The 25,107-nt window shown below is 45.8% G+C and carries 23 protein-coding genes, 1 tRNA gene and 1 other RNA gene; 10 read left to right on the forward strand and 15 right to left on the reverse strand.

Translation table 11 applies throughout. From position 1 onward, the window contains the following. Positions 1-49 precede the first annotated feature (49 nt). Positions 50-745 carry a sugar transferase gene (locus IAQ59_RS14705; RefSeq protein WP_209331581.1) on the forward strand — a complete coding sequence of 232 codons (696 nt, stop codon included), beginning with the start codon at positions 50-52 and terminating at the stop codon, positions 743-745. On the opposite strand, the gene IAQ59_RS14710 is transcribed toward IAQ59_RS14705, so the two are convergent. Then, complete coding sequence (locus IAQ59_RS14710) at positions 742-2,196, reverse strand: sodium:solute symporter (RefSeq protein WP_209331582.1); 1,455 nt, start codon at positions 2,194-2,196, stop codon at positions 742-744. The genes IAQ59_RS14705 and IAQ59_RS14710 overlap by 4 nt on opposite strands. A gap of 53 nt (positions 2,197-2,249) precedes the next feature. Between IAQ59_RS14710 and IAQ59_RS14715 the strand changes: the two genes are divergently transcribed. The 3 genes from IAQ59_RS14715 (at position 2,250) to IAQ59_RS14725 (ending at position 3,350) form a co-directional block, all read left to right on the forward strand. Beyond that, on the forward strand, positions 2,250-2,537 hold the full coding sequence (locus IAQ59_RS14715) for an ATP-dependent Clp protease adaptor ClpS (RefSeq protein ID WP_209331583.1): 288 nt from the start codon (positions 2,250-2,252) through the stop codon (positions 2,535-2,537). Positions 2,538-2,548: 11 nt separating this feature from the next. Then, positions 2,549-3,169: a recombination mediator RecR gene (recR, locus tag IAQ59_RS14720; RefSeq protein WP_209331584.1), complete on the forward strand. Its 621-nt coding sequence runs from the start codon at positions 2,549-2,551 to the stop codon at positions 3,167-3,169. A gap of 104 nt (positions 3,170-3,273) precedes the next feature. Continuing rightward, positions 3,274-3,350, forward strand: a tRNA-Ala gene (locus tag IAQ59_RS14725). 316 nt (positions 3,351-3,666) lie between these two features. On the opposite strand, the gene IAQ59_RS14730 is transcribed toward IAQ59_RS14725, so the two are convergent. Continuing rightward, the gene (locus IAQ59_RS14730) at positions 3,667-4,233 is read right to left on the reverse strand and encodes a DUF3109 family protein (protein ID WP_209331585.1); all 567 of its coding nucleotides are present in this window, start codon (positions 4,231-4,233) and stop codon (positions 3,667-3,669) included. Between the two features lie 389 nt (positions 4,234-4,622). Between IAQ59_RS14730 and rnpB the strand changes: the two genes are divergently transcribed. Both rnpB and IAQ59_RS14740 read left to right on the forward strand, forming a co-directional pair. Then, an RNA gene (gene rnpB / locus IAQ59_RS14735) (RNase P RNA component class A) lies at positions 4,623-5,047 on the forward strand. 23 nt (positions 5,048-5,070) lie between these two features. After that, positions 5,071-6,228: a sigma-54-dependent transcriptional regulator gene (locus tag IAQ59_RS14740; RefSeq protein ID WP_209331586.1), complete on the forward strand. Its 1,158-nt coding sequence runs from the start codon at positions 5,071-5,073 to the stop codon at positions 6,226-6,228. Positions 6,229-6,415: 187 nt separating this feature from the next. Here the strand turns inward: IAQ59_RS14740 and IAQ59_RS14745 are convergent, their stop codons facing one another. Further along, positions 6,416-7,414: an acyl-CoA synthetase family protein gene (locus IAQ59_RS14745; RefSeq protein WP_209331587.1), complete on the reverse strand. Its 999-nt coding sequence runs from the start codon at positions 7,412-7,414 to the stop codon at positions 6,416-6,418. 75 nt (positions 7,415-7,489) lie between these two features. On the opposite strand from IAQ59_RS14745, the gene IAQ59_RS14750 reads away from it, so the two are divergent. Then, on the forward strand, positions 7,490-8,164 hold the full coding sequence (locus IAQ59_RS14750; RefSeq protein WP_209331588.1) for a hypothetical protein: 675 nt from the start codon (positions 7,490-7,492) through the stop codon (positions 8,162-8,164). A gap of 30 nt (positions 8,165-8,194) precedes the next feature. On the opposite strand, the gene IAQ59_RS14755 is transcribed toward IAQ59_RS14750, so the two are convergent. Continuing rightward, the gene (locus IAQ59_RS14755) at positions 8,195-10,609 is read right to left on the reverse strand and encodes an alpha-ketoacid dehydrogenase subunit alpha/beta (RefSeq protein WP_209331589.1); all 2,415 of its coding nucleotides are present in this window, start codon (positions 10,607-10,609) and stop codon (positions 8,195-8,197) included. Positions 10,610-10,943: 334 nt separating this feature from the next. Here IAQ59_RS14755 and ald point away from each other — a divergent pair, with 334 nt between their 5' ends. Both ald and hemN read left to right on the forward strand, forming a co-directional pair. After that, a complete protein-coding gene (ald, locus tag IAQ59_RS14760; protein WP_209331590.1) occupies positions 10,944-12,059 on the forward strand; it encodes an alanine dehydrogenase in 1,116 nt (371 codons plus the stop codon). A 120-nt stretch (positions 12,060-12,179) separates the two neighbouring features. After that, entirely contained in the window at positions 12,180-13,538 is a 1,359-nt protein-coding gene (hemN, locus tag IAQ59_RS14765; RefSeq protein ID WP_209331591.1) for an oxygen-independent coproporphyrinogen III oxidase, read from the forward strand. Between the two features lie 25 nt (positions 13,539-13,563). Here the strand turns inward: hemN and IAQ59_RS14770 are convergent, their stop codons facing one another. From IAQ59_RS14770 to IAQ59_RS14810, 9 genes are all read right to left on the reverse strand, one after another. After that, a complete protein-coding gene (locus IAQ59_RS14770; protein WP_209331592.1) occupies positions 13,564-14,268 on the reverse strand; it encodes a sulfite exporter TauE/SafE family protein in 705 nt (234 codons plus the stop codon). 1 nt (position 14,269) lies between these two features. Continuing rightward, complete coding sequence (locus IAQ59_RS14775) at positions 14,270-14,695, reverse strand: FixH family protein (protein ID WP_209331593.1); 426 nt, start codon at positions 14,693-14,695, stop codon at positions 14,270-14,272. A 153-nt stretch (positions 14,696-14,848) separates the two neighbouring features. Further along, positions 14,849-16,264 carry a cytochrome c oxidase accessory protein CcoG gene (gene ccoG, locus IAQ59_RS14780; RefSeq protein WP_209331594.1) on the reverse strand — a complete coding sequence of 472 codons (1,416 nt, stop codon included), beginning with the start codon at positions 16,262-16,264 and terminating at the stop codon, positions 14,849-14,851. A 62-nt stretch (positions 16,265-16,326) separates the two neighbouring features. After that, positions 16,327-17,250, reverse strand: a complete 924-nt coding sequence (locus tag IAQ59_RS14785; protein WP_209331595.1) for a cbb3-type cytochrome c oxidase N-terminal domain-containing protein — start codon at positions 17,248-17,250, stop codon at positions 16,327-16,329. Continuing rightward, a complete protein-coding gene (locus tag IAQ59_RS14790; protein WP_209331596.1) occupies positions 17,237-17,428 on the reverse strand; it encodes a cbb3-type cytochrome c oxidase subunit 3 in 192 nt (63 codons plus the stop codon). Before IAQ59_RS14790 ends, IAQ59_RS14785 begins: the two co-directional genes overlap by 14 nt. Positions 17,429-17,440: 12 nt before the next feature. Beyond that, the gene (gene ccoN, locus IAQ59_RS14795; protein ID WP_209331597.1) at positions 17,441-19,573 is read right to left on the reverse strand and encodes a cytochrome-c oxidase, cbb3-type subunit I; all 2,133 of its coding nucleotides are present in this window, start codon (positions 19,571-19,573) and stop codon (positions 17,441-17,443) included. 3 nt (positions 19,574-19,576) lie between these two features. Then, positions 19,577-19,762, reverse strand: coding sequence for a cbb3-type cytochrome oxidase assembly protein CcoS (gene ccoS, locus IAQ59_RS14800; RefSeq protein ID WP_209331598.1), 186 nt, complete (start codon positions 19,760-19,762; stop codon positions 19,577-19,579). 12 nt (positions 19,763-19,774) lie between these two features. Beyond that, on the reverse strand, positions 19,775-22,198 hold the full coding sequence (locus IAQ59_RS14805; RefSeq protein ID WP_209331599.1) for a heavy metal translocating P-type ATPase: 2,424 nt from the start codon (positions 22,196-22,198) through the stop codon (positions 19,775-19,777). Positions 22,199-22,260: 62 nt separating this feature from the next. Next, on the reverse strand, positions 22,261-22,896 hold the full coding sequence (locus tag IAQ59_RS14810; protein WP_209331600.1) for a hypothetical protein: 636 nt from the start codon (positions 22,894-22,896) through the stop codon (positions 22,261-22,263). A 236-nt stretch (positions 22,897-23,132) separates the two neighbouring features. Between IAQ59_RS14810 and IAQ59_RS14815 the strand changes: the two genes are divergently transcribed. After that, positions 23,133-23,801: a 3-keto-disaccharide hydrolase gene (locus IAQ59_RS14815; RefSeq protein ID WP_425342613.1), complete on the forward strand. Its 669-nt coding sequence runs from the start codon at positions 23,133-23,135 to the stop codon at positions 23,799-23,801. A gap of 5 nt (positions 23,802-23,806) precedes the next feature. On the opposite strand, the gene IAQ59_RS14820 is transcribed toward IAQ59_RS14815, so the two are convergent. Next, positions 23,807-24,520: a Crp/Fnr family transcriptional regulator gene (locus IAQ59_RS14820; protein WP_209331602.1), complete on the reverse strand. Its 714-nt coding sequence runs from the start codon at positions 24,518-24,520 to the stop codon at positions 23,807-23,809. A gap of 92 nt (positions 24,521-24,612) precedes the next feature. Next, positions 24,613-25,083 carry a type I restriction enzyme HsdR N-terminal domain-containing protein gene (locus tag IAQ59_RS14825; RefSeq protein ID WP_209331603.1) on the reverse strand — a complete coding sequence of 157 codons (471 nt, stop codon included), beginning with the start codon at positions 25,081-25,083 and terminating at the stop codon, positions 24,613-24,615. Positions 25,084-25,107 lie beyond the last annotated feature (24 nt).

Below are 25,107 nucleotides of genomic sequence, written 5' to 3' on the forward strand. Positions count from 1 at the left end.
TTCGGCAACATTATTGTATGTAATAAAAACCAATCGTTCGTACCAGACAATGGCTGAAATTCTAACTGTTACTTCTGTTAACGTCAACCGAGAAAAGCGGAGGGTCAAAAGACGGTTTAAAAAACTGAAAAAAGCCAGGTTTCTAAACCCTAATCAGGACAAGCTAAAGCGGACGTTTGACATCCTGGTGAGTTCATTACTCTTTGTCTTTGTTTTCTCTTGGCTTTTCCCCTTGATTGCGCTTGTCATTCGGTTGGATTCAAAAGGCCCCATACTTTTTCGCCAGTTGCGACATGGAAAAGGCAACGTGCCATTCTATTGCTACAAATTCCGAACCATGCGCCCCAATTCTGAGGCAGATTTCAAACAGGCAACAAAAAATGACCCGAGAGTCACCCGTTTTGGTTCCTTTCTTCGAAAATCCAGTTTGGATGAACTTCCTCAGTTCATCAATGTCCTGATCGGAGAAATGTCGATCGTAGGCCCCAGGCCGCATGCGTTGCCGATGAATGATCGGTTTTCGGCGGAAATAAACAATTTCATGTATAGGCACACGGTACGGCCGGGGATTACGGGACTAGCCCAAGCAAAGGGGTTTCGCGGTGAAACAAAAACTTTTTACGACATCTATTCCCGGTGCAAACTGGACATTTTCTATGTAGACAATTGGTCCGTTTTATTGGACATGAAAATCATCATCTGGACGGTAATAAGCTTAGCGATTAAGAAGACGGAAGTCTATTAGCTTTTCTTCCGCTGGCCGACGCTTAACAGCAACAAGCCCAAAAACATCAGCGCACCGTTAAGAATCAAAATCTCAAATCCGAATTTATATCCGCCAAAGAGGCTTTCGGAATACAACGAGATCAAATAGGCGAGGCAAGGAGTTATCAGTGCACAGTGAGGCACCCATTTATCTCTCGGTTGCCATTTTGTGAAAAGCCCAAAGCTGTACAACCCCAACAAAGGCCCATAGGTGTAGCTTGCAATCAAAAACACGGCGTTGATGACGCTTTGGTCGTTTAGCCATTCTACGACCAAAATCACAAGAAACATCAACCCCGTAAAACCCAAGTGCACCAGCTTGCGGACACTCACTTGCTTTACCAGCCCGTATTTATTTTGTATCTGCAAAAAATCATAACAAAAGGACGTAGTGAGTGCCGTTAAGGTAGAATCTGCACTGCTATATGCCGCAGCTGTAATACCCAACACAAACACCACACCTGCAAATGCGGAGAAATGTTTACTGGCGAGCAAGGGATATAAATCGTCCGTCCTTGCCGGCAGAGGAATGCTATTGGCTTCCGCATAGAGGTAAAGCAAAACACCCAAAGAGAGAAAAATCAGGTTTACCACTACAAGGATAATGGTAAACCAAAACATGTTTTTTTGAGCATCCTTTAAACTTTTGCAGGTCAGGTTTTTTTGCATCATGTCCTGATCCAAGCCAGTCATAACAATGACGATAAAAGTCCCGGCAAAGAACTGCTTGAAAAAATTCGTCCCTTCTTGCCAATCCCAGTTGAATACCCTAGAATAAGGATGAGAAGAAACCACCTCCACCATTTCCACAAAACCCAATCCCAACTCACGCTTTACCAAAAAAATACTCACCACGACCGCCGCTAGCATAAACAAGGTCTGTAAGGTATCCGTCCAAACCACTGTCTTGATACCACCTCGATGGGTATACAGCCAGATAAGGGATACGGTCACCAATACGGATACCCAAAACGGAACCCCCCACGCATCGAACAGGATTAACTGCAACACCCCCGCTACTAGAAATACCCGAATGGAGGAGCCCAATGTTCGGGATAAAATAAAGAAAAAAGCACCCGTTTTGTAAGACCAAAAACCAAATCGATCATCGAGATAGGCATATATCGAAACTAGATTTAAGCGGTAATAGAGTGGCAGCAATACCTTTGCAATGACTGCATACCCAAGAGTGTAACCCAAAATAATCTGAAAATAGTAAAAATAACTAGTCCCAACTTCACCCGGTACAGAGATAAACGTCACACCGGAAAGGGACGCACCGATCATCCCAAAAGCCACCAAAAACCAAGGGGATTGTCGGTCTCCGGTAAAAAAGGTCTCTGCGGAAATTTTTCTGGTTGTAAACCAGGAGATCAGAAACAAGAGCAAAAAATAACCTCCAATGACGGCTAAAATCAGGGTGATATCCATATGCAATCAGGCTTGAGCGCGCTAAAGTTGTGACAATTTATTATCTTTGCAAAATGAAACCACTAGAACATTTGATCGAAATCGAAGAAGACGTACTACTGGAGGAGATAGTCGACCAAGAGGAATACGACCTTGTCGTATTCAACGACGACGTAAATACTTTCGAGCATGTAATCCGTATCCTGGTGAAAGTTTGCAATCACACGATGGAACAGGCAGAGCAATGCTCCCTTATCATCCACTTCAAGGGCAAGTGCTCCGTAAAAAAGGGGAGTTTTGCAAAACTGAAACCCATGTGTGAATCTATCTTAGATGCGGGCATTCAGGCTACAATCGTCTAATTTCAGTCAGTGTGAACTTTCCTTCAAAGCTTATCGAAGAGGCTGTAACAGAAATAAGTAGGTTGCCAGGTATCGGTAAAAAGACAGCCCTTCGCCTCTCCCTGCATCTGCTAAAACAAGATGCGTCTGTTGCCACCTCGTTAGCCAAAGCCATCGTAGACCTTCGTACCAAAACCAGCTATTGTCGGGTGTGCCACAACCTGTCCGACACGGAAATCTGTTCCATTTGTGGAGGACACCGGCGAGACCACTCGCTTATCTGTGTGGTAGAGGACATACCCGATGTGCTTGCCATTGAAAATACTTCCCAATACAACGGGTTGTATCATGTGCTGGGTGGGGTAATTTCCCCTATTCAGGGAATAGGCCCGGATAATATCCATATAGACTCCCTCCTTTCCCGAGTAGTGCAGCCCCACGGAGGAGAAGTAGTAAAAGAAATAATCCTAGCGCTTCCCGCTACCATGGAAGGAGACACCACCTCCTTTTACCTAAGCCGAAAACTCAAACCGCTTGGTACCAAGGTAAGTACCATCGCAAGAGGAATTCCTGTAGGTGGTGAACTGGAATTTACCGACGAAGTAACCTTGGGAAGAAGCATCCTCACCAGGACAAATTATTCCACAGAATAATTTGTCGAATTCAAAACCGTATCTATATTTGCATTCCCATAAGCGAGCCGCCGACCACTTACAGGGTAGTAGGTTACGATAGGTGAATTCGTCAAAAATTATTTGGGGGATTAGCTCAGTTGGCTAGAGCGCTACACTGGCAGTGTAGAGGTCATCGGTTCGAATCCGTTATCCTCCACCAATTGAAAAATAAACGCTGACAACAAAGCTTTTGTGATCGCGCGTTGCGATGCCGGTCGGGAGGTTCTGCGTTACTCTTGCCTCCCTTCAGGCTGACAAGAGTAACGTATTATTTTTTTTGATAAATCGAAGACGGGCAGACAGGAGATCCCCCCTTTATGCTGCTTAAATGAACCGGATGTATGCAGGATACGGAAGTGAAATGGACATCTATCTCCTCCCAACTTAGAGACTAACCCCTATCTGTAAAATAGGGAACCTGAAAAAAATCGTACACCCGGAATTTGCTAAATCACCCATGGATGATTTTATAGATTTCATTTCCCTTCAATCTCCTCAACAAGTTGATCGTACCATTCCTCCCCGTATTTGCGGACAAGTGCTCCCTTCAGGAATTTATACAAGGGGACTTCCAATGCTTTCCCCAACGTACATGCGGCATCACAAATATCCCAACGGTCGTAGTTTAGCGCTTCAAATTGGTCGTATTTGGTCACCCGAATGGGATAGAGATGGCAGCTGATCGGCTTTCGAAAAGCTGTCATTCCAGCCGTATAAGCCTCTTCTATTCCACATTTCAGTACGCCATCTGAATCCTTCAACGAAAATGCGCAGGCTCCGTTCTCTCCAATGGTCGCCGTCCCTTTTTCCTCTTCTTGATCCAGTTCCCAAACACCCTTTTTCCGTATGGCTTCTATTCCCCTTTCGGAAAGAAATGGCTTGATGCGCTCATAATCCTGCTGCAAAACTGCAATCTCATCGTCCTCCAGGGGAGCACCGGCATCTCCTTCTACGCAGCATGCCCCTTTACACTTTGCAAGGTCACATACAAAATAGTTTTCTTTGATATCATCACTCAATACGGCGTTTTCTACTATAATCATCTGAGAAAATATTTACCTACAAAGGTATGGATAAATTTAACCCGGTCCGCAGGTATCGATGAATCTTCGCGAATCGGATCAATCATGATACCCCACAAAAAAAGCCGCCTCACCAAGATGAGGCGGCCTAACCCAGCACTATGAAGAAAAGCTTGTCTAAGCCTTATAGATACAAAACTAGCGACAATCAAAAAGGTTTAAATCTTTTGAAAAAAAGACCTAAATACCGAGTAAGATTTATGACCTTATCAAACGCTATGGAGTTCGAATGACTAAAAGTCATCCATCAAACCTGCTTTGACCCCACCTATAGACACCTCATTAAGTAGTTAAGAGAATAGGACGTGTTCCACAAGATGCTAAACCGCCAAAAAACCTTACTTTTGTACCGTGCAAGCTGACTTGTCGCTCCGTGCTGATCCAGGTCCGTGCGGGGAGGAAAGTCCGGGCAACATAGAGCGCCATACTTCCTAACGGGAAGGGGTTATGCTGGCGACGGCATGATTACAGCTAGTGCCACAGAAAATATACCGCCCTCCGTTGATCGTTGGGTAAGGGTGAAATGGTGGGGTAAGAGCCCACCGCCCTACTGGCAACAGTAGGGGCAAGGCAAACCTTATGGGTTGAAAGATCAAATAGGTTCCGTCGTGGGATTGCATCTCACAGGGGGTTGCTCGCTCTCATACGGAACGGGTAGATCGATTGAGCCCGGTTGTGAAGCCGGGACTAGATAAATGACAAGTAACCAAGGAAGCAGGTTTTTACCGTAAGGCTCACTAGGTGACAGAACCCGGCTTACAGGCTTGCACGCTTTTTCGACCTTTAACACATATAAATATGCCAAAAATTTTGATCATTGATGATGAAAAGGCCATTCGGTCCACATTAAAGGAAATCCTTGAGTATGAGAAATATGAGATTCTTGAGGCCCAAGATGGGGAGCAAGGCCTTGAAATGATCCAAAAACACGAAGTGGACTTGGTGCTCTGTGATATAAAAATGCCGAAAATTGACGGCATCGAGGTGCTCACCAAAGTAGGTACCTTGGATCGTCAGCCGCAGTTTATCATGATTTCGGCTCATGGGAGCATAGAGACAGCTGTTGAAGCCACTAAAAAAGGGGCTTTTGACTTTGTCCCTAAACCACCAGACCTTAACCGGCTATTATTGACGGTGCGAAATGCTTTGGACAAAAAGAATTTGGTGCAGGAAACCACGGTTTTAAAGAAAAAGCTTTCCAAAAAACTCGACATGGTAGGGAGTTCCGAAGCACTACGTCAGGTCAAAGAGACCATCGAAAAAGTAGCGCCAACCGATGCCCGCGTGTTGATTACCGGACCTAATGGCACAGGGAAAGAATTGGTTGCCCATTGGATACATGCGAAAAGCAACCGTTCATCCGGCCCGTTTATTGCTGTAAATTGCGCTGCCATTCCCGCAGAACTCATCGAAAGTGAACTTTTCGGCCATGAAAAAGGGTCTTTCACCTCTGCTTTAAAACAGCGGCAGGGTAAATTTGAGCAGGCCTCCGAGGGCACCTTGTTTCTGGACGAAGTTGGCGACATGAGCTTATCTGCTCAAGCAAAGGTTCTAAGGGCTTTGCAAGAACACAAAATCACCCGGGTGGGTGGTGACAAAGACATACGCATTGACGTCCGGGTGTTAGCTGCTACCAATAAAGATTTAAAAAAAGAAATCAAAGAGGGTAATTTTCGGGAAGATCTGTATCACCGGTTAAGTGTGATTTTAATTCAAGTACCTTCTCTCAAAGACCGGGTAGAAGATATTCCTTTGTTGGTGGATAAATTTCTGGAAGACATTGCCGCGGAATACGGCACAGCCAAAAAGAACATTCAGGAAGCAGCACTGGAAAAATTGAAAAAAAATCCATGGACCGGTAATATTCGTGAACTCAGAAATGTCGTGGAACGCCTCGTAATCCTTGGCAATCACGAAATTAGCGAAGATGACGTAAAAAAATATGCTGACTACTAGCGTCAGCATATTCTTTATCCCTTTATCTCTTTGTTCAGATCAGCTTTGGCATAAGCCGGACAAGGTTTGCTGGAAGCACAGGCTCCCATGGCCATTAGGCCAATTAATAACGCAATGAAGGTTAATTTCCGCATATCGAGTAAATTTTATGTGACCAAATATGATTAATTCTAAAGGCTTCGCAAAATTAATTGACCATTAAATTACATCCTCGGAGGTCTGAATAATCAAATCTCCCCAATATTTCCAATCTACCATCCTCATCCCAGCGCCCAAGATCTTGTGTTTCCAAAAAAGCGCAGGAATGGAAATTAGCCAAATCAATAACGTTAATCCCTCCCGTTTTATGGTGCTTATACGTGAAAGGGTCATGTGGATCCCTGATTAATATGCGTACTGAATCTGGAAGATCGTACTTGCCTTCCCCTTTGGAGTATGCTTGGGACATCATCTCCGTCATTCCATATTCCGAATGAATGAGCGACACACCAAAAGCCTGTTTCAACCGGTCATGAACTTCCTCGCGAATCATTTCAGTTCTTCTCCCTTTCATCCCTCCGGTCTCCATAATCATCAGCTCTGGAATCAGCGGGAGGTCCAAACCAGAGTCCACCAAGTCCAAGAGCCCAAAGGTTACGCCCAATAAAAGAACCTTCCTATCGGCACGCTGACCTAAAATTGAAAGTGTTTTTACCAGTTCTTGGTGATTATATAAATAGAAACCAGAATAATCCGATTTAGTTTCTCGAATGAAGTAATCTGCCATGGCAACGAGCGAGCTACCCTGCCGCTCCAGGTATGAGGGTAACAAGGCGATCAAATGATAGGTATCCAACGGACCATAAAACTTTTCAAATATCCGTCTAGCGTGGGCTAGGTAGAACCCCTCCGACCAATAGTAATGCTTACTGGAAACTTGCCCGGTCGTGCCGCTGCTTGAATAGAATCGGCTAGCATCATCGATATTACCACAGTAAACTGCCTTGTCTTTAAAAAACGACAATGGCAAAAACGGAATATCCTCTAGGCTTTTCACGCTGCCTACGGATAACCTCCGTGCTTCAATGTAAGCGCGGTATACAGGGTTCGCCTCCGCCTGTAGCCGAAAAAGCCGAACCGCCAGGTCTTCAAATCCGTACTCTTCCAGCCTTTCAAGCGATTCTGAAAAACTTTTGAAATATTTCATCGTTATTTTAAGGGTTAAAAACTATTTTTAAACAACTTTACGGACTTCCAGCACCGTTGCTAAATGAAAAAGCAAATGAAGGTAATAAAAGTTTCCTGTATCCTCCTAGTACTAGCAGGCGCGTATGCCTGCATTACACCTCCCGAGGGATTCCCTAGTATACCGGAAATCAGCTTTAATACGTTAGAATATGTAGAAACCAATGAAGCGGATTCCCTCATCGTCACTATAAACTTCAAAGACCAAGAGGGAGATTTAGGACTAAATCCAAGAGATATAGACCCACCCTTCAATGAGTTGATCTATCCCAGGGATCAAAACGGTCAGCTTATCACCTACCGAAATAGGCCCGCAGAGGCTCCTTCGTTCAATAACCGTGACTGGATCATCTCCCCCCTCATTAACAATGTACGGGTTAATGATACCATTTGGGTGCAGGAAAATCCCGATTATTACAATATCTTTATCAAGTTTTTTATCAAGCGGAGTGGCCAGTATACCGAGTTTGACTGGTCGGCTCCTCCTTACTTCACTACGTTTGACGGACGTTTCCCCAGAATTCTCACCGACGACCGCGGGAGATCCATAGAAGGGCAAATACGCTATGCCATGCTTTCTCTCGGATGGAATAGCATTTTCAGAAATGACACCATACGCCTGGAAGTCCAAGTGCAGGATCGTCAACTTCAACGCAGTAATGCGATCACTACACCGGATTTTACCTTATCCCAAGTACAAAGGAGTAGGTAACTAAAAAAGAAGATTTTTCCGATTCTATTATCAGTAAATTCTAGGATACCTAGTTGGGTCAGATTCATGCATCAGCGCATATGCGATTTCCACCACATCGTCTACACTCGGTTTGGAGAAATAATCCCCATCCGAGGAATACGCAGGCCTGTGATCTTTCGCTGAAATCGTAACCGGCTGGGAATCCAATGAAAAATACACTTCTTGATTTTCAAATACTTGCTGCATCATATACGCAGAAGCCCCTCCGGGAACATCTTCGTCCGCAAAAATCACCCGGTTTGTTTTCGCAATGGATTTCCCAATTATGTGCCCTCTATCAAAAGGAATAAGTGTCTGTACATCAACCACTTCCAAGGAAATACCCATGGATTGCAATATTTCAGCGGCATCCACGACAATGCGACACATGGCCCCGTAGGTAACCACTGTGATATCGGTTCCTTTTCGTATAACCTCAGCCTGTCCTACTGGAACCGTAAACTCGCCCACATTCGCAGGCATTTTTTCTTTCATTCGATAACCGTTGAGCACCTCGATGAGAATTGCCGGCTCATCGCCTTTCAGTAGTGTATTATACATACCTGCGGCTTGGGTCATATTCCTCGGCACACAAAGCAGTATACCCCTCAGAGACCCTAAAATCATGCTAATGGGTGATCCTGAATGCCAAACACCTTCAAGTCTGTGGCCTCGCGTACGGATTATAAGCGGTGCCTTCTGCCCTCCTTTCGTCCGATAATGCAGGCTGGCCAAATCGTCTGTCAACGTATTTAGTGCATATACCAAGTAATCCAAGTATTGAATTTCAGTAATAGGCCTCAAGCCTCGTAGCGCCGTTCCTATACCCTGTCCGATAATCGTCATTTCCCGAATACCCGTATCGGTTACTTTAAGTTCACCGTGCTTAGCCTGAAGGCCGGCAAATGCCTGATTTACGTCACCGATCTTACCCACATCTTCACCGATCGCAAATACGAGCGGATTGTGCGTCAGCATATGATCAAAGCAGGCCTGAAGAATCTCTCTTCCATCCACCATGGGAGCGCCTTCTTCGTAAATGGGTTCGATCACTTCCACCAGCTCGGCACGTTCGGACGACTCGCTGTATAAGTGACTGCTATAACGGTCCAGGTTTCTCTTTGACTCTTCTTGATACCAAGCCATGAGCTCTGCCTTCACCTCCATCGGATCTACCCGCATGAGCCACAAGGCCCTCCGAACCGTACTCACCACATCCATACGAATGGGGTGGAGCGTCTTGGATAATTCCTTGGCAAGCTGAAAAACCTGATCTCGCTGACTACTTTGCATTGCCGCACGTCGCAACAGGCTAAGTGTTAGATTCAGGTCCTGACTGATCGACTCGGTAAAGGCTTTCCAGGCACTTTCCTTACTAATGCGCACCTGTCGCTTTGCTTCCTGTTCGATCTCGTCAAGCTCCTCCTCCGTTGCAAAGCCATTATGCAGAATATAAGCCCTGAACTGCGGTACACAATCGTATTCAGCTTCCCATGCCAACCTTTCCTTGGATTTATATCGTTCATGGGATCCGGAAGTAGAATGCCCCTGGGGCTGTGTCATTTCTATTACGTGCACCAGTACAGGAACATGCTCATCACGGGCGATAGATGCCGCCCTTTCATAAGTCCTGAGCAACCCCTCATAATCCCAACCGCGAACCACCAATATTTCATAACCAGCCTTTTCTGGGGTTCTTCGAAAGCCTTCAAGTGCCTCCGAAATACTGGCTTTGGTTACCTGATATTCATTGGTAACGGAAATGCCATACTCATCGTCCCATACCGAGATGATCATGGGCACTTGAAGCACCCCTCCGGCATTCACGGTTTCCAAAAACATCCCCTCAGCGGTGGACGCATTGCCTATGGTTCCCCAAGCGACCTCTCGCCCACCGTGGGAAAATTGCGTCAGGTGGTGAAGTTCCGGATTTTCTCTATATAGTTTGGAAGCATATGCCAAACCCACTAAGCGGGGCATCTGTGCTGCCGTAGGTGAAATATCGCCTGTAGAATTTTTGATTTCCATCAGATTCTTCCAGCTGCCATCCGGGTTTAGCGATCGGGTGGCAAAATGACTATTCATCAGCCTTCCTGCCGAAGAAGGATCACGTTCTACACTGGTGTGGGCATACATCTGAGCAAAATACTGCTCTACTGTAAGCTCTCCAATGGCCATCATAAACGTCTGATCCCGGTAATATCCCGACCTAAAATCGCCATATTCAAAATACCGCGCCATCGCTATCTGCGCCAACTCTTTGCCATCGCCAAATATGCCAAACTTGGCCTTGCCCATGAATACTTCCTTCCTGCCCATCAACGACGCATGCCTACTAAGCATCGCCAAACGGTAATCTTCGATGACCTGACCGCGATCTATTTCCACCCTTTCTCTCCGATATGACGTGGTTGTTTCTTCCATCTCAAATTCTACTTACGAATAACTAGCGAATGAAAACAAAAAATCCTATTGCTCCAAAAATACTGAAATTTGTGACTATTCCCAATTTATGATTGGAATATTTTCGATACTCCATATGTAAAAATTCTGTTTAAGATACCGTACGCATTTAAAAACAGTATTATATTTGGATTTATCAAAACTGTACACCAACTTGTACCATCGCTACACGTATGAAAAAGGCGAGCACCTGTCTACCATTCATTGAACATTCCAAACATTCAGCTCGTGAACGTAATCGCTTGATTTAGTTATATTTCAGAACAACCCTAACACACCATTAATCTGCATAGAAATGAAAATCGGAGTTCCCAAGGAAATCAAAAACAACGAAAACAGGGTCGCTTTGACACCTGCCGGAGCCAAAGAGCTCTCCAAACGCGGGCATGAAGTTTTTGTCCAGCAACATGCCGGTATAGGAAGCGGCTTTTCCGACAGCCAATACCTTCAAGCAGGGGCCACCGTCCTTCCGTCCATAGAAGAAGTGTATACGGTTGCAGAGATGATTCTCAAGGTAAAGGAGCCCATCGAACAGGAGTATAGCCTGATAAGACGGGATCAGTTACTCTTTACCTATTTCCATTTTGCTTCGTATGAACCCCTGACAAGGGCAATGATCGAAAGCGGGGCGGTTTGCCTTGCCTATGAGACTGTGGAAAAATCAGATAAGAGTTTACCCCTATTGATCCCAATGTCGGAGGTAGCCGGGCGGATGGCCATTCAAAAAGGTGCAAATTACCTCGAAAAACCTTTAGGAGGGCGAGGGATTTTATTGGGTGGGGTCCCCGGTACCCTTCCGGCAAAAGTCCTGATCCTAGGCGGAGGTATCGTGGGAACACATGCCGCTTGGATGGCGGCTGGACTCGGTGCTGATGTCACGATTTTAGACGTTTCCTTGCCAAGAATGCGGCACCTAGCGGATATCATGCCTGCCAATGTAAATACCATGATGTCAAATGAGTTTAACATCCGGAAATTACTTCCAACAGCCGACCTGGTAGTTGGTGCGGTACTGATACCGGGTGCAAAGGCACCTCACCTGATTACCAGGGACATGTTGGCCTTGATGAATCCTGGCACGGTACTGGTGGACGTCGCAGTGGATCAGGGCGGGTGCATTGAAACCTGCAGGCCTACCACACATGAAAATCCCACCTACGTGATTGACGGCGTGCTCCACTACTGTGTGGCCAATATGCCAGGAGCCGTCCCTTACACTTCTACTTTGGCGTTGACAAACGCCACCCTGCCGTACGCCCTGGAACTGGCAGACAAAGGATGGAAAGATGCTTGCCGAACACATCAAGACCTGTGCTCGGGATTAAATATAATCCGAGGCAAAGTCGTCTACCAGGCAGTAGCGGACACTTTTGGCCTCACATACACTCCTGTAGCAGACTTTCTCCGCTAATCATAAAAAGGCCCTGCAATCCCAGGGCCTTTTTATGACATCTATCAGTTTTTAACAGCGCCTTAATCATGAATTGATCGGGCTTCTCGGACGAAATTTGTCGCCAAAGGAAAACACGCTATGCAGACTCATGCTACTCCCGATCTCATCAAGAAGTACAATGTACCGGCCCCTCGATACACCAGCTATCCGCCAGTACCATTTTGGAAAAACGATGTCGACTCTTCAAATTGGCATCTTGCGATAAAAGAGGCTTACAATCACTTTGGCGAAGAGGAGGGCATCAGCCTGTATATCCATTTGCCCTACTGTGAGAACCTCTGCACCTACTGCGGGTGCAACAAACACATCACCAAAAACCATTCGGTGGAAATCTCCTACATTTCTTCGGTGATGAAAGAATGGGAGAACTATGTTTCCTTGCTCCCGCCAAACCCTAAATTATCAGGCATACATCTAGGCGGAGGCACGCCGACCTTCTTTTCTCCGGAATCCCTAAGTACCCTCATTCGGCACATCACCCGGCACGTTGAAGTGATGCCCCATGCGGAATTTAGCTTCGAGGGGCATCCTAACAATACCACAAGAGATCACCTGAAAGCCCTTTTCGAAGTTGGTTTTACTCGGGTAAGCTACGGTATACAGGATTTTGATCTGAATGTTCAAAAAGCCATACATCGGATTCAACCATTTGAAAAAGTAGCCGAAGTAACCCAAATAGCTAGAGAGATCGGGTACGATTCCATTAACTTTGATTTGATCTACGGGCTTCCACACCAAACGCAGGAAACCATTCGGAATACCTTTCTAGGGGTTCAAGAGCTCAGGCCGGATCGAATAGCCTTTTACAGCTATGCCCATGTCCCCGAAGCCTTCCCGGCCCAAAGAAGTTTTGAAAAATTCCTGCCCCTGGAAAACGAAAAGCGATCGCTGTATGAAACAGGGCGTTACCTACTTTCGGATATGGGCTACATGGAAATTGGCATGGACCACTTCGCCCTTCCGAACGACCCACTAAGCCTGGCAAAAGAAAACAAAACGTTGCACCGCAATTTCATGGGTTATACTACGAAACCTTCGAAGATCCTGATTGGCCTCGGTAACAGTGCCATCAGTGATGTATTCTTTGCCTACGCACAAAATGAAAAGAAAATAGAATCCTATAAGTTGCGTATCCTCGAAGGAAAATCCCCTATAGTGAAAGGCCATATGCTTACTACGGAAGACATCCCGTTAAAACAGCTGATCCTTTCGCTTATCTGCAATCACGAGGCCGAGTGGCCTGCAGGGTATTCTCCATTTGCAAGGGAAGAATGGTTGATATCATTGAGCAACTTCCGTGCGGAAGGACTTTTGGATTTTGATGCAAAGGGAATTGTGATTCGGGAAAAGGGTATCGCCTTTATCAGAAACATTTGCATGGTCTTTGACCCTTATTTACAGCGATCAAAAAACGTAGGGTTTAGCAAAGCTATCTAATAAAAACACCGGATTGACACGGTACTCACTCACACAGGGTCATTTCTGTCTGATCCTGCTTAGCTCCAGCCATATCCAATATTGGACTGACATAATGTATTCCCAACCCGAGTCCTCTGACGATGAAAAGAATACCTACGAACACCGCGAAATAGGGAAGTAAGCCGTACATCCTCTCCCGGACATTTCCGGAAATCACCCCTTGGGACAGCATCAAAACTAACAGTAATGGCACGGTACCAATTCCAAACACCATCATGTATGCCGCCCCAAGCAAAGGACTTTGTAACGCCAGGGAAGCTGCCAACGCCACATACACCATTCCGCAAGGCAATAACCCATTCAAAAGTCCTGTGATAAAAAAGGCTGAAAGGCCACGCTTTTTTAGATAAATGCCCAAAGAGGTTTTTAGTTTATTGATCGTGCCAAACATGCCCACTTTGCCCAACCATCTTTCAGACTTCCGATAAAAAAACGCCATCAAAATTATCAATCCGCCCAACAAGACTGAAAGCCACTGCTGAAAACCCGCCAAACCCAACGTAAATCCCACCAGCCCGACAACGCCTCCCATAAATGAGTAGGTTATCGCCCGCCCCGCATTGTACGCCAGCTTGTTCAGTAGGAAACGGCTCCTATCATTGGCCGAAACGGCCAAAGCGATTGGCCCACACATTCCTACACAGTGGAAGGATCCCAAAAAACCAAGGAGAAACGCCGTCCAAACCATCTTACAGGGTTACTTTTTCCTCCTGAAAATACGACTTACCATCGGCAGACCAAGTAAGCTTTATCAGCCAATACCCCGGTTTCAAGTCCTTTAGATCCACAAACTGCGAATGCTCATCTCCAATCTCCAGTTCCAGTCTCTGATCTAATCGTGCATCGGAGGGTCTGAAAAGGTGAAGCTCCCCTTTTGCGCCTACCGGAAGGTGCAGATCGACTCCTTTAGCCTGACCGTCAAAGGTAAACGCAGCAAGCCCCAATGATTTGGCGTTGTCCACTTTATCGATATGCTCCTGATACCTAATTTCCTCCTCGTAATAGTTTTGCGTGACCAGGTGCAGGTCATCTTGTTTCATACAGATGGTGACCATGCTGATGATAATTGCAGCAAACGCCACAAACGTCAATACAATTCCTTTTCCCCAATCCATTTTTTTTCGTTTAATGATGCTTTATACCTGCTTGAATTCATGTGTCTATAATTTTCCTAAGCGGTCAGAACATGTCCTGATCAGAATCTGGAGAATCCCTGCCTTCCGGGAGGCAGGCTCGATTTCATGAGTCCAGCTCTTTACCTCTTCGTATCAGTTTACAGGACCCACAAAACTTGTCTTAACCTTATCGATTACCTCTCCGTTTTGCAGCAGCAACAAGGTGATATTTTCCTGATTGACCACCATGCTTTCTTTACTTTTGGTTACAAAAAACCGGCCCTCAAATTTGGTTTGTCCTTCGAGGTTCCAATTGGTATCGCCGACGACCTCCACTTGAAAAGCTCCGTCCTCGGCCACCAAGGCTACCTGCTGCTGATCGAATGTCTTATTTATAAAGGTCACTTCATACAGGTTACTGATCAATCCGCCTTCTCTTTCCTGATAGGTCATACCTCTAAAACGTGTCACGGTCGCTTCCAAATCCGTCCGGGTGGTCAGTAACCCTACGAAAGCCATCACCAACAAAACCAATATTACCGTGTAACCTTTCACCCTTGAGGTGATCAGCTTCTGAAAGCCCTCCTTAATGCTCGTCTCAGAAGCATATCGGATTAAGCCCTTGGGACGGTCTACCTTCTCCATCACCTCGTCACATACATCGATACAGGCCGTGCAATTGACACATTCCATTTGAACACCGTTTCGGATGTCAATACCCGTAGGACATACCTGCACGCAGAGCGAACAGTCAATGCAGTCTCCAAGCGCCGGGGCTTCGGTACTCACGTTCTTTCGAATCATCCCCCTTGGTTCACCTCTCACGTAGTCGTAGGCCACGTTGATGGAGTTGTTATCCAACAAAACTCCCTGTAAACGCCCATAAGGACAAACTACCAAACAGGCCTGCTCCCGAAACCAAGAAAATACGAACAAGAAGATCCCCGTGAACGCCATCAGCCCAATAAACCCAGCCATATTCTCGGCGGGAGGTTGACTTACAATCTCTTTGACGCGATCAATCCCGATCAGGTAAGCCATTACGGTATGGGAAATCAATAGCGATATCAGGACGAAAATGGTCATCTTGATGCCCTTTTTTCGGATCTTCTCCCCATTCCAAGGCATGGCGTTCAGTTTACGTTGCTGATTGGCATCCCCTTCGATCCAATATTCGATTTTTCGAAAGACCATCTCCATAAACAGCGTTTGAGGACAGGCCCAGCCGCAAAATACCCGCCCGTAAACCACCGTAAAAAGTATGATAAACAAGACTAAAATCAACAGCAGAAAAATGAGCAAATAAGTATCCTGCGGCCAAAAGACTGCACCGAAAATAATGAATTTTCGCTCGAAGACGTTAAACATCAACCAAGGCCTCCCATTGATGTGAATAAATGGACCGGCAAACAAGATGGCCAGTAGCACCCAGGAAAGGTAGGTTCTCCAGCGATAGAATTTACCCGAAACCTTTTTGGGGTAAATCCAATTTCGCTTTCCATCCTCCTGCACGGTCGCAAGAGCATCCCTGAATTTATCTGGCTGAATATGTGGATTATTTTTACTCATTTTTGACTGCCCGTAGGCTAAAGACGTTACCGGGAAGCTATCCCCGGTAACGTCGGTTCAACTTAAACCTCCTCTACACCCTGTTCATCTTCTGTGAGCGCATCGATAGGTTCTTCAATGGTTTGTTCATATTTATCTCCTTGCGGAGCTTTGGGGTTTGCCGGTGTGGTACCTACTAGCGTTAGGATGTAACTGGACACCTGCTGCATCTCCTCAGGGCTGAGCTGATCCTGCCAGGGTATCATCCCCTTTTCAATTACACCATACTTCACCACCTTGAATACATCCTCAATGCTACCTCCGTGAAGCCAGTATTCATCTGTGAGGTTGGGCCCCACTCCACCGCCTCCGTCGACTGCATGGCAAGCCACGCAATTATTCTGGTAGATTGCTTGCCCTGCTGCAAGCGAAGGCCCCGTGGCATCAAACTGGACATTGGTTTCGTCTATTATCGAAACAGCCAATGCTTGTCTTGCCTCCGCTTCCACCTGTGCCACATACAGCTCCTGTTCATACTCTTCAATCTGCATCTTTCCGATTCCAAACACGAGATAATTTAGCACATAGACCACTCCAAACACGATGGTTACATAAAACAGGTACTTCAACCAAGGCGGCATGAAATTATCCAACTCCACGATGCCATCGTAACTGTGATCCAATGCCAAGTCTTTCTCCTCTTCGATTGGCTTCATCTTTCCTGAGATAAACCGTTCATTAAACTGCTCCCACCAGCTAGGTTCAGCCGCCAGGGCAGGATTTTCGAGCTGAAGTACCTGCTTCAAAAAGGTGACCAGGTAAATCAGTATGACCATCAGCAGGACAATCACCAATAAAATCACTGCCATGACGATGACTAGTGTAGACTCTCCGCTGCTCATGGATGTAAATCCCTTCAAAAAAGAAATCTCCGACTCTTGGGCAAAAGCAGGTATCCCTGCAAACAGCCCGGCTACTAACAGCATTATTGACCTAAACACGTTCATGGCTGGTTTCATTTTTTGATTTGTCGTTAAATGGCATGCTTTTCATTTCATTTACATACGCCTTATCTACCCTGATTACCCAAATAAACATGCCTACAAAGAACAGGACGAATATGAGCAAAGAAATGATGGGATAGATTTCGATGTTTTCTATGGATCTTAATATTTCTTTATGCATGGCTGAAAATGATTAAGGGTTTGAAGCTGTTGACTTTTTGATATCGGTTCCCAAACGCTGTAGATAGGCAATCAACGCCACCATTTCTGACTCGGGAGAGACTTCCACACCGGATTCCTTTAAGCTCGCTACAATCTGGCCTGCTTGTACCTGCAAATCCTGGATGGCGGTTTGGTCATATCCTTCTGGATAAGGCACTCCTAATTTCTGCATGGTACGGATCTTTGCCGGCAAGTCATCATGGGAGAGTAGGTTTGTCGCCAACCAGGGATAGGGAGGCATTAAGGATCCCGGAGACATACTTCTTGGATCCACCATGTGATGATAATGCCAGCTATCCGGATATTTGCCACCCACCCGGTGAAGGTCTGGACCGGTACGTTTAGATCCCCACAGAAATGGACGATCATATACAAATTCGCCCGCTTTGGAATATTCTCCATATCGTTCTGTTTCTGACCTAAAAGGCCGGATCATCTGCGAGTGACAACCCACACACCCATGGGAGATATACAAATCCCTGCCTTGCAATTCCAGAGGAGAGTACGGCTGCACACTGCTGATCGTAGGCACATTGGATTTTACGAGAATCGTTGGAATGATTTCTACCACGCCACCGATCAGAATTGCTACGGTGGCCAAGACGGTAAAGAAAACAGGCTTACGCTCCCAGGCCCGATGCCAGAACTCACCGCCATGGCTGACGTGCTTTTCCAGTGCCGGAGCTTCGTCAGCCTCTTCCTCTTGAAAGGATCCTTGCTTGGCTGTCTTGACCAAATTATATACCATTAAAATCGCCCCGGAGAGGTAAAGCAGGCCTCCAAAAGCTCGTAGCATGTACATGGGAACAATCTGAATCACCGTTTCCAAGAAGTTGGGATAAGCCAATCTTCCGGCTTCACTGAATTCCTTCCACATCAAACTTTGTGTCAATGCCGCCACATACATCGGAAGTGCATAAAATAGAATGCCCAAAGTACCTATCCAAAAGTGGGTATTTGCCAATTTGGTGGAGTAAAGGTTCGTCTTCCACATCCTGGGCCACAGCCAATAAAGCATAGAGAAAGTTAAAAAACCATTCCAACCCAAGCCTCCTATGTGCACGTGGGCGACGATCCAGTCGGTATAGTGGGCAATCGCATTTACATTTTTGAGCGAGAGCATGGGCCCTTCAAAGGTAGCCATTCCATAGGCGGTTACCGCGACCACCATAAATTTCAACACAGGGTCTACCCGTACCTTATCCCATGCCCCACGAAGGGTAAGGAGACCATTCACCATACCTCCCCATGATGGCGCGATCAACATGATTGAAAAAGCCACTCCCAATACTTGGGCCCATTCGGGTAACGCCGTGTAAAGTAGGTGGTGAGGACCAGCCCAAATGTATATAAAAATCAAAGACCAAAAGTGAACAATCGACAGCTTGTAGGAAAACACCGGACGATTGGCAGCCTTGGGAAGGTAGTAGTACATCAATCCAAGGAACGGAGTAGTGAGGAAAAATGCCACGGCATTGTGCCCATACCACCACTGCACCAAGGCATCTTGTACCCCCGCATAAGCGGAATAACTCTTGAAAAACGATACCGGCAAGGCCAAAGAGTTAAAGATGTGCAAAACGGCAACTGTCACAAAAGAGGCCAAATAAAACCAAATAGCCACATACATGTGCTTCTCTCGACGCTTGATAAGCGTTCCGATCATATTGGCCCCAAAAGCCACCCAAATAAGCGCTATGGCTATGTCAATCGGCCACTCCAATTCTGCATACTCTTTTGAACTAGTAAGCCCAAGAGGAAGCGTGATAACCGCAGATAAAATGATCGCCTGCCATCCCCAAAAGTGGACCCAGCTAAGGGTCTTGTTCCACATGGGTGCCTTCAGCAGACGAGGCATGGAATAATAAATGCCTGCAAAAATCGCATTTCCGACAAACGCAAAGATTACCGCATTGGTGTGCAATGGTCTTATCCTTCCAAAAGTTGTGTAGGGATTTCCCAAATTCGCTTCGGGTAGAAACAGCTGAGTAGCTGCTAGCACCCCGATCAGCATTCCAGCTAGCCCCCAGATAATGGTCGCGGCGCCGAAATATTTTACGATCTTATTGTCGTAATTAAACCGTTCCAGTGTAGTTCCTGACATATGTTACTTCGATTTAGTTGATGGTACTTTTTTTTCTTCTTCTTTTTTTACCTTTTGATCAAACAGTATCCGGATTGACGGGGTGTAATTATCGTCATACTGCCCACTTCTCATTGCCCGGATAAACAAAAACAGAAACCCTGAGGCCATGATCAAGCTAATGCCAATTAATACAAATATTACTTCCATAATCAATCAGACTTATTTTCTTATCCCTCTTTTATGCGCCATATAGTTGGTTGCCAGCGTAGTAAACACCACCACCGAAATGCTGCTTAAGGGCATCAATACGGCGCAAAAAACCGGACTTACCAGGCCTTGTACCGCAAAGGATATCCCTACGACGTTGTAGGCAAAGGATAGCCCAAAACTTGCTTTCACAATGCGCCTACTTACCTCTGCAAAGCCCAGGTAATCGGGCAATTTCGTTATCGCATCCGCATCCATTATCCCATCACTGGCCGGAGTAAATCCGGTCGCCTTTGCGGTAAGTGCCACTCCTACATGTGCCTCCTTCAATGCTCCTGCGTCGTTTAGCCCATCTCCCACCATCAGTGCCTTGCGCCCCTGTGTATTCAGTGTGCGGATATAGCTTAACTTCTGTGCCGGACTTTGACCAAAATTCATCACCACGCTATCACCAAATACTCGTTGCAGATTTTCACGCTCATGGTCTTGGTCGCCAGACAGGATGTGAATCTCCTTATGTCTTCGCAATTCCCGCACGGCTTCTTCAATTCCGTCCCGGAGTCCACTCTTTATACGAAATACACCCAACCGTTGTCCCTCTACAGCCAGAAAGACTTGATTCCCCTCCAGTACCGACGTCGTTTCTACCCCACAAAACTCCGCGGATCCCAGCCGAAACTCCTGTTCGGCATAGACGCCTCGAAGTCCCTTGCCCTTCAGTTCTTCTACATTGGCGACTATTGCTTCCTCTACCCCGTCCAACCATGCGTAGATACGGTTGCTGAGCGGGTGAATAGACCTTGCTACCATAGACTTCAAAATAGCCTTGGTATTGGTGGTAAGCGGCTCTCCTTCATAGCAAATACTCGCCCTTGCTGGATCGGTAAGTGTCCCTGTTTTGTCAAACACTACGGTATCAACCGCAGCCATGCGTTCGATGACCTGGGCATTCTTTAAATAAAACTTACCGGCACCAAAAATCCGCAGGGTGTTGCCCAAGGTAAAAGGTGTGGACATAGCCAAGGCACAGGGACAGGCAATGATCAGCACCGATGTAAATACCTTTATTCCAAAAGCCATATCGCTGATACCCCAATAGGCCAAACCCACAAAGGCTATCGCTAAAATCGTAAAGGTAAACTTACCACTGATTCGGTTGGCAAGAGTCTCTAGGGAGTAAGACTCTTCTTTCTCAAAGGCCTTGTTATTCCAAAGATCGGTAAGGTAGCCTTGAGACGGCGATTTTTGGACGGTCATCGTGATGGCAGAACCCTTTTGCCTACCTCCTGCGTAAAGCAATTCACCTGGACGTTTTACAATAGGCACTTCTTCTCCCGTTACAAAGCTGTAGTCTATATAGGCCTCCCCCTCTATCAGGATACAGTCAGCCGGTATAAGTTCTTCGTGGCGCACACGGATTCGGTCTCCTACTTTCAGCTTGGTAAGTGGAATCACTTCCTCCCTTTCCTGCAATAACCGGGTAACAGCAATCGGGAAATAAGATTTATAGTCCCGGTCGAAGGACAGCGTATCGTAGGTCTTTTGCTGATACAATTTCCCCAATAGCAGAAAAAACATCAATCCACCCAAGGTATCCAAGTACCCTTCGTTTCCAGAAATAAAAATTTCATAAAGGCTAAAGAAAAAGAGCGCAATGATGCCCAAAACGATGGGAACATCCATGTTTATCACGCGGTTTTTCAATGCGTACCATGCAGAACGGTAGTAATCTGAGGCCGAATAGAAAAATACCGGAAGTGCCAGAATTACGTTCAAGTAGTTGAACAGGCCCCTAAAGCCTTCTCCCAAAAGCTCTGCTTCCGAAAAATACTCCGGCAAACTAAAAAACATCATGTTCCCGAAACAGAACCCTGCTACGGCTAACTTGTACACCAGCTTTCGGTCAATGGCCCGCCCTTCCTTCTTTTCGATATCTGAAAGGTTGATGCTGGGTTCGTATCCAATACGTGAAAGCAACAACACCAAGTCCCTCAATGTAATTTTATCGTGACGAAACTTGATCTGAACCTTCTTTCGAAGAAAATCTACCCTTCCGGAGACCACTCCCCCGTCTAGCTTATGCAGATTTTCCAATAGCCATATGCAAGAAGCGCAATGAATCAATGGCACAAAAAAGGTTACGTGACTTTCTTGGTCATTTTGAAAGTCCAACAACTTACGATTTACCTCCGCATCATTCAAATAGTCGAATCGATCGTCCCTTCGCTGCACCTGCCGCTGCGATCCGCCAGGGGCTGTCTCAAGTTCATAGTAGTTGCACAGGTTGTTTTCATTAAGCACCTCGTACACCAGACGACATCCGGTACAACAAAAATCCTTGTCATCGTACTGTACCAGTTCATCCTTACAGGATTCTCCACAGTGGTAGCAGGTCTTGATGGAATCAGCGGTATCTATTTTGGCCTTTTGTGACATATATCAGCAATTTAACCAAGTATGGCAAGGAAAAACATGACAAAAATCATATTACCAACTATTTAGGGTGCTAAATAAAAAGAAAGCCTATCGTACCACATCCCCCCTCGGTAAAAATGAAAAAGAACCTTTGCCAAATCGGTCTGATAGCTTTTGGTCGTTACCAGCAGCGTACATTCGTGTTTGACCGCATAGGACCAGAAATCGCCAATACGGCAAAAGTTGAACTTTATAAAGGATGCCTCCGCGGTACTTTGAACCACATGCTGTATAATTTCCTGCTCTTCTCTCATCTTGGATTTCGGAATAAAGCTGGGCGAAATAATGGTCGCCCTGCTGTGTTTAATGGTATTGGAAAAAAAGCTGAGGAAATTCTTGATCAATCGAGCGGAAGAAGGTGTTCCGTCGTAATGAAACAAAAGTCGGTCAAAAACCAACTCTTTGTCATATAATAGTACGGGGACATGGCAGGGCTCATTTTCAATTGCCCTTGGTAAATCCAATCCGTGAAGCCAATCCAATACTGCAGGCAAATGGGCCAGAAAGAGGCTGGGTGCCGTCTTATCTCCCATCTCTACCTTTCCAAAGCCAAGCTCCAGCCATTTTTCAAAACCTTCGGGAACCTTCTTTCCATAAAATGTCTGAAGAATTTCCTCCGGTACGGCAAAGTTTTCTGCGGGTATAGCTCTGGCTTGCATATCCTATTTTTTTTCTACAAATCTAGGGGTGCAATTTATTCTCTTATGTGATATTAGAGGGATCAAAACATGACTTTCGTCATCTTACTCTATCCGAGACCAACCTTTCGCCCACAAATCGCCCGGTTAAAAACTATCGGTTATCGGAAGGATTGACTGAAAAATCCGGCCTTTTTCGTTAATTTGTCGTAAAAAACAAGCATATGCATATACCTATATCCCTTGCCCTGATCTTGATGTTCGTATCAGCATCCACCCATCATCTTACCGCGCAAACGATCTCATTATTCAATGGGAAAGACCTTCAAGGTTGGCATATCGACGTACCCGACCTCGACGACGATCCTGACGGCATCGTTCCCTTTATTGTTAGGGATAAGAAATTGGTTTCACTTGGAACCCCTCAGGGCCACTTGATTACAGACAAAACCTATAAAAACTACCGTATCGAGGCAACGTATCGGTTCCCTGCAAAACCGGGAAATTGCGGTATACTTGTTCACGCCTCTACGCCAAGATCTCTGTACAAAATGTTTCCAAAATCGATTGAAGTGCAGATGATGCATGAAAACGCAGGAGACTTTTGGTGCATTATGGAAAACATCGACGTACCTGATATGGAAGCGCGGCGTGGACCGAAGGAAAAGTGGGGCGTGATAGAAGGGCAAAACAGGCGAATCCTAAACCTCACCGATGGATCTGAAAAACCACTGGGAAAATGGAACAAAATGATTATCGAATGCCTGGGGACTGAAGTGAAAGTGTGGTTAAACGGTGAGCTGGTCAACCATGGATTTAATGCAACTGCTAGCGAGGGACAAATTGCTGTACAGGCAGAAGGGGCGGAGGTAGAGTTTAAAAAACTCGCCCTGACACCCATCACCCGACTTAGCGAAAATCCCTGACTACTTCAGCCATAAAAATCAGACAACCTAGCCAGCCCCTTTTTATCCAGTATGATAATCTTCTTACCCTGAAAGTCAATCAATTCGTCCTTTTTGAATTCGGACAATAGCCGAATGACCGTCTCGGTAGCCGTACCGACTAGGCCGGCTATTTCTTCCCTAGTCAACACAATGTCGATTCGTTGGCTTTCAGCACCATCAACCCCGTAAGAGTCACCTAACTTCAGCAGGGTCATGGCCAATCGCTCACGGATGGTTTTTTGAGTGGCATCGGTCAGCCTACCCTCCATTACGCCAAGGTCTCGGCAAAGGGCTTGGGTAATTCGTCGATGAAATTCTACATCCTCGGACAAGACATTGAGGAACGTTTCTTTAGGTACAAAACAGATTTGTGCATCTTCCACTATAGTCGCTGTAGTAGAATACATATCCTCACCGATTAACGAGGTGTATCCAACAAAATCTCCCTTCTGGGCAAGACGTATGATCTGTTCCTTTCCGTTGGAGGCTGTTTTGAATATCTTTACCACACCGTTATTTACACAGAACACACCCAGCGGTTTGGTTCCTTCGTAGTATAAAATCTGACCTTTCTTGTGAGAAATAAAATTCTTGGCATCCGAAAGGCTGCATAAATGTTCATCCGATAATCCTGCAAACATGGAAAACTTCCTACTTAAGCAAAGTTCACAGGGAACGTTTTTCGTTTTAACTGTCATTACTGGTTTACTCTCGCGTTGGAATGGCTAAATATACCAAAATCTATGATCAAAATCATGATTTTGTATGCAATTTTAGCGCTGGATATCACTTATTCATCAAATTTCGGAAAAGACTTCATGGGAACATAGTTTTGTAGTTGCATGGAATAAGCCAAAACAACGTGCTTTAGTCCATTCGATACCGCAATATACCTAGCCCGCAGCCGCTGATTATACACGAATACCTGTTCTAGTGTTCGTTGGGACAATACTACTTCTGGCGCTTTGCATTCGATGATCAGAAAAGGCTTTCCATTCCGATCCATAACCATAATATCCAACCGTTTCGCAAGGTTATTGTAAGAAAGTCCCCTTTCCAGCACAAACAGGCTTTTCGGATAGTGCATAAACACGATCAAATAATGAATCAAGTGCTGCCTTACCCACTCTTCCGGGGTTAGAACCAGTTCCTTTTTCCGAATAGGATCATACACATACTGCTTCCCTCCCATCTCAAAAATCGATAGGTCGGCCGTAGGAAGATTTAATTCTGGAAACGATGATTCTGGCAAAAAGGACATACCGCAAATATCCAACCGCAAACC

The organism is Lunatimonas salinarum, from assembly GCF_017811155.1.
Lineage (GTDB): Bacteria > Bacteroidota > Bacteroidia > Cytophagales > Cyclobacteriaceae > Lunatimonas > Lunatimonas salinarum.

What these genes read in the sequence shown, in the direction of transcription:
- hemN (WP_209331591.1), top strand. Translation starts at nt 12,180, where the DNA reads ATGCAGACTCATGCTACTCCCGATCTCATCAAGAAGTACAATGTACCG.
- IAQ59_RS14770 (WP_209331592.1), bottom strand. Translation starts at nt 14,268, where the DNA reads ATGGTTTGGACGGCGTTTCTCCTTGGTTTTTTGGGATCCTTCCACTGT.
- ccoN (WP_209331597.1), bottom strand. Translation starts at nt 19,573, where the DNA reads ATGTCAGGAACTACACTGGAACGGTTTAATTACGACAATAAGATCGTA.
- IAQ59_RS14715 (WP_209331583.1), top strand. Translation starts at nt 2,250, where the DNA reads ATGAAACCACTAGAACATTTGATCGAAATCGAAGAAGACGTACTACTG.
- IAQ59_RS14785 (WP_209331595.1), bottom strand. Translation starts at nt 17,250, where the DNA reads ATGAACGTGTTTAGGTCAATAATGCTGTTAGTAGCCGGGCTGTTTGCA.
- ccoS (WP_209331598.1), bottom strand. Translation starts at nt 19,762, where the DNA reads ATGGAAGTAATATTTGTATTAATTGGCATTAGCTTGATCATGGCCTCA.
- IAQ59_RS14750 (WP_209331588.1), top strand. Translation starts at nt 7,490, where the DNA reads ATGAAGGTAATAAAAGTTTCCTGTATCCTCCTAGTACTAGCAGGCGCG.
- IAQ59_RS14820 (WP_209331602.1), bottom strand. Translation starts at nt 24,520, where the DNA reads ATGACAGTTAAAACGAAAAACGTTCCCTGTGAACTTTGCTTAAGTAGG.
- IAQ59_RS14810 (WP_209331600.1), bottom strand. Translation starts at nt 22,896, where the DNA reads ATGCAAGCCAGAGCTATACCCGCAGAAAACTTTGCCGTACCGGAGGAA.
- IAQ59_RS14745 (WP_209331587.1), bottom strand. Translation starts at nt 7,414, where the DNA reads ATGAAATATTTCAAAAGTTTTTCAGAATCGCTTGAAAGGCTGGAAGAG.
- IAQ59_RS14775 (WP_209331593.1), bottom strand. Translation starts at nt 14,695, where the DNA reads ATGGATTGGGGAAAAGGAATTGTATTGACGTTTGTGGCGTTTGCTGCA.
- IAQ59_RS14790 (WP_209331596.1), bottom strand. Translation starts at nt 17,428, where the DNA reads ATGCATAAAGAAATATTAAGATCCATAGAAAACATCGAAATCTATCCC.
- IAQ59_RS14815 (WP_425342613.1), top strand. Translation starts at nt 23,133, where the DNA reads ATGTTCGTATCAGCATCCACCCATCATCTTACCGCGCAAACGATCTCA.
- IAQ59_RS14730 (WP_209331585.1), bottom strand. Translation starts at nt 4,233, where the DNA reads ATGATTATAGTAGAAAACGCCGTATTGAGTGATGATATCAAAGAAAAC.
- IAQ59_RS14825 (WP_209331603.1), bottom strand. Translation starts at nt 25,083, where the DNA reads ATGTCCTTTTTGCCAGAATCATCGTTTCCAGAATTAAATCTTCCTACG.
- ccoG (WP_209331594.1), bottom strand. Translation starts at nt 16,264, where the DNA reads ATGAGTAAAAATAATCCACATATTCAGCCAGATAAATTCAGGGATGCT.
- IAQ59_RS14805 (WP_209331599.1), bottom strand. Translation starts at nt 22,198, where the DNA reads ATGTCACAAAAGGCCAAAATAGATACCGCTGATTCCATCAAGACCTGC.
- IAQ59_RS14710 (WP_209331582.1), bottom strand. Translation starts at nt 2,196, where the DNA reads ATGGATATCACCCTGATTTTAGCCGTCATTGGAGGTTATTTTTTGCTC.
- ald (WP_209331590.1), top strand. Translation starts at nt 10,944, where the DNA reads ATGAAAATCGGAGTTCCCAAGGAAATCAAAAACAACGAAAACAGGGTC.
- IAQ59_RS14705 (WP_209331581.1), top strand. Translation starts at nt 50, where the DNA reads ATGGCTGAAATTCTAACTGTTACTTCTGTTAACGTCAACCGAGAAAAG.
- IAQ59_RS14755 (WP_209331589.1), bottom strand. Translation starts at nt 10,609, where the DNA reads ATGGAAGAAACAACCACGTCATATCGGAGAGAAAGGGTGGAAATAGAT.
- IAQ59_RS14740 (WP_209331586.1), top strand. Translation starts at nt 5,071, where the DNA reads ATGCCAAAAATTTTGATCATTGATGATGAAAAGGCCATTCGGTCCACA.